A 3,031-nucleotide genomic window follows, 5' to 3' on the forward strand; every position below is an offset into this window, starting at 1 on the left:
TTAGAATGCCGGCTTGGAAAAGTTCATATCGGGATGGGCACACCTGCCTGCGGCACGATGACCTGAATCCCGGTCCCCGCGAGGTGCTCAGCGTACAGCTCGGGAGTCTTCGAGTGAATCGGGACCAGGGTGTGGGGGGCAATGCCTCGCACGATCCCGAGAAGATCGACGCAGCTCGCATGGCCAGAGGCGTGGAGGCCCTCGCTCCTCTCGAAGCCGACATGCTCAAAACCAAACCGCTCGAGCCAGTTGTGCAGCCGGCGCTGATCGATCACCTGCTCCTCTTCGTAGGCCTCGCTCGAGGAATAGATGTATAGCCCGCCAGGCAGTGGATCGATATCGATGAGGTGTTTGATGTCCAAGAAACTCAGGCACAGGATGAAGCGGGTGGGATCCGCGTGGATCTCTTCGGGAGAGACCAAACGGTCCGCATACCGATTCCGGATGCGACCCTCGACCGTGCTGATCATGCCCTTGCGCTCGGCGTAGATGCGGAAGTAGCTCGACAGGTCCATCGGGCAGCGCACGCCCTTCGGGATGTAACAAAAGGAGCCATCAGTGAAGACGGCGGAGTTCAGCGTCGCGAAGAAGTTGTCGGTGTACGGCACAACCGACCCGAGGTACTTCCGGACCAGCTCCGGATGCTCCTGCGCCGCCTCGGAGAAGGAGCAAAAAATAATCCCCAACGCGACCAGCGCCTCCTTTTCATCGTCGCCAGGCCAGGACGCGGAGGGCTGTAACGTGACACGCGTATTCCGATGGAGGACACCCAGTCAACGAAAGACTCGACCCGGTTCGATACCTTCCCCAAGGGTTCCCAACCACGACAGCTTGGCATAGGCATGGCAACCCTCGACTCTCAGGACATTAGGCCCTGACGGAGGCAGTATCCGTGGACGACATCAGAACATTGGGCCGACAGAGCCTCCAGCTCTTTGAGCAGTTCATTGCAGGGGCGCGCTCGGTCATTACCGAGGAGGGACTCTCTGCGGCCGGGGCCACGGCCAAGATCAAAGAGCAACAGGAGCGCCTCGTCCATGAGACAAGAGAGGTGCTTCAAACCTTTCGCACGAAAGTCACCCACAAGGAACAAGAACTGAAGGCTATCCTCCACCCTGCCCGGCAGGATTTAGTTGAACAGGCGCGCGAGGCGCTCCGCAAGGTCTACCAGATCATCGAACAGTTATCCATGAAGGATAAGATGGTCCACCGCTGGGTGGAGCAATCCGCCTCTGCCCTCGTGGCCGACTACCAAGGGGCCCTCTCCGATGGTGATATGACCAAGATCGAGGTGTTTGAGTCAGAAGCAGAGCAATACCTCGCCGAGAAGGGAGATCTGGAGGCGACCTCAAAGTTTCTCGCCCTGCGCACCGAGTCCGAGGACTCCCGATTGTCGCCCGACCAGAAAAAGGCCAAGGCCGACCTCACGGAGCTGGAACGGATTAAGGAACAGGTCGCGGTTGTTGTCGCTCTCCTCGCATCGGGGGCCAAGGCCTACGGCGGTCTCGCTCCTTTAGACTGGCGGCAGGAGGAACGGTACCACCTGAATCATCTAGATCTACTGGGCGTCTCGGTGACACTGCACAGGGAGGGGTACTCTCCCGTTCCCGTCAGCTTAACGGAATTCAGCAAGGGCGGGCTGCGGGTGCGAGCCTCCGAGGAGTTTTCCCCGGGAATCGTTCTGACCCTTTCCTTGAAATACCCCGGTGTGACAGAGGAAGCCGTTTCTTTGAACGTCGAGGTCGAGTGGTGTGAGCAGGAGCAAGACGAGCCAGGCTGGTACGCGGTCGGCCTCAAAATTGCTGAGGAGACCGGAGGATCATGGTTGGACCTGCTCCCCAAGATCGTTGAGCACTTCGACGCATTTCAAACCCTCTTGACTTCCCCCTTCGGCACCCCATCCTAGCTTCAGACAAAAATCCAAGTGTCGTGCTGTGACTTTGGCAAGAGTGAGTAGACTACGTCTGTGGAAAGTTCATTACCGCGGTTTGGATAATCGACCGAGTTTGGGTGTGCTCCAGAGTATCTTTCTATCCTTGCCGATGAAGCGCAGGTGAGGGAGGCCACCACGCGGCACTCTCAGTTCGGCACTGCTTTTTTGATCCCTCTCTGCAATCATTAGCATCACAGAACCGTCTTTTGCCACTCCCATCCCGGCAATGAATTTGCGGCCCTTGTCGCGTTCATAGAAGCTGAGGGCAGGAGTATCGTTCGCGGCAAGGAGCAGCTTGGCGCGCGTCTTGCTTTTCTTGTCGGCCACGCGCATGATTGGCAGACCGTCGGACTACACGTCCAGCGAAATCCGATACACCCCCTTCTTGTCCATAATGCGCAGCCCCGATTCGCCATCGGTCTGCACGATCATTTCAGCCCTGGGCCCATGCTTGTCCCACAGTTGCAGTCTCTTTGGCCCGTCAGCGACCACACTTATGGACACGCTGCCGCTGCCACTCCTATCGGTGAGGTGGAGAAATGAGGAGCCCTGTATCGAACCCAACTCCGCAAGACTCTTTCCGTCCGTATCCCGCACGACAAACTTCTCCGCCTCGACCATTTTTGGCACCTTGCGAGGTGTGGCTTGCCCCATCAGCACCATACCGGCGATCACGGCTAGTGCGAGAGCTCCGGTCAATCTCAGGCACCGATTGTCACGCTCCACCTGGTCCAGCCGTCGTACTAGCTTGTCAAGCGTCAGCTCGTTCATCACTTCCTCCCCCGCGTCCATGCGCTATCCGCGCCGTCGCTTTTTGCGACAAACCTACCCCGGGGAACGACCTTGAGTCAACCAGCGACTTGATAGGACGCTCTGGATTCTTAGGGCGCATCCCATTAGAATAGCGGCATATTTGCATTCGATTAATCAGCAAAAGGAGGAAGGGGAAATGGCTGGACAGGATCTCCGGAAGCAGCTCTATGCTTCCTTCAAAAACCGCGCCTTGATGTATTATCACATCTTTGCTGAGTTACGGAAAGAGATTGGCGAAGAAAGAGCCGTCGAAATCATGAAGCGGGCAATTAACAAAAGGGGCCG

Annotated in this window: 3 protein-coding genes and 1 pseudogene; 1 reads left to right on the forward strand and 3 read right to left on the reverse strand. The window is 57.4% G+C overall.

Annotated features, from left to right (window positions below; translation table 11 throughout):
* Nucleotides 1-488: 488 nt before the first annotated feature.
* Nucleotides 489-704 (reverse strand): annotated as a pseudogene (locus O6929_02765) (Fe-S cluster assembly protein SufB).
* A gap of 188 nt (nt 705-892) precedes the next feature.
* Here O6929_02765 and O6929_02770 point away from each other — a divergent pair.
* The gene (locus tag O6929_02770) at nt 893-1,906 is read left to right on the forward strand and encodes a hypothetical protein (protein MCZ6479318.1); all 1,014 of its coding nucleotides are present in this window, start codon (nt 893-895) and stop codon (nt 1,904-1,906) included.
* A 72-nt stretch (nt 1,907-1,978) separates the two neighbouring features.
* Here the strand turns inward: O6929_02770 and O6929_02775 are convergent, their stop codons facing one another.
* Both O6929_02775 and O6929_02780 read right to left on the reverse strand, forming a co-directional pair.
* The gene (locus tag O6929_02775; GenBank protein ID MCZ6479319.1) at nt 1,979-2,266 is read right to left on the reverse strand and encodes a hypothetical protein; all 288 of its coding nucleotides are present in this window, start codon (nt 2,264-2,266) and stop codon (nt 1,979-1,981) included.
* Between the two features lie 18 nt (nt 2,267-2,284).
* The gene (locus tag O6929_02780) at nt 2,285-2,704 is read right to left on the reverse strand and encodes a hypothetical protein (protein MCZ6479320.1); all 420 of its coding nucleotides are present in this window, start codon (nt 2,702-2,704) and stop codon (nt 2,285-2,287) included.
* Nucleotides 2,705-3,031 lie beyond the last annotated feature (327 nt).

The organism is Candidatus Methylomirabilota bacterium, assembly GCA_027293415.1.
Lineage (GTDB): Bacteria > Methylomirabilota > Methylomirabilia > Methylomirabilales > CSP1-5 > CSP1-5.

Bases quoted from the DNA above. Each gene is read 5' to 3' on its own strand.
- O6929_02775 (MCZ6479319.1), bottom strand. From the start codon at position 2,266: ATGCGCGTGGCCGACAAGAAAAGCAAGACGCGCGCCAAGCTGCTCCTT.
- O6929_02780 (MCZ6479320.1), bottom strand. From the start codon at position 2,704: ATGAACGAGCTGACGCTTGACAAGCTAGTACGACGGCTGGACCAGGTG.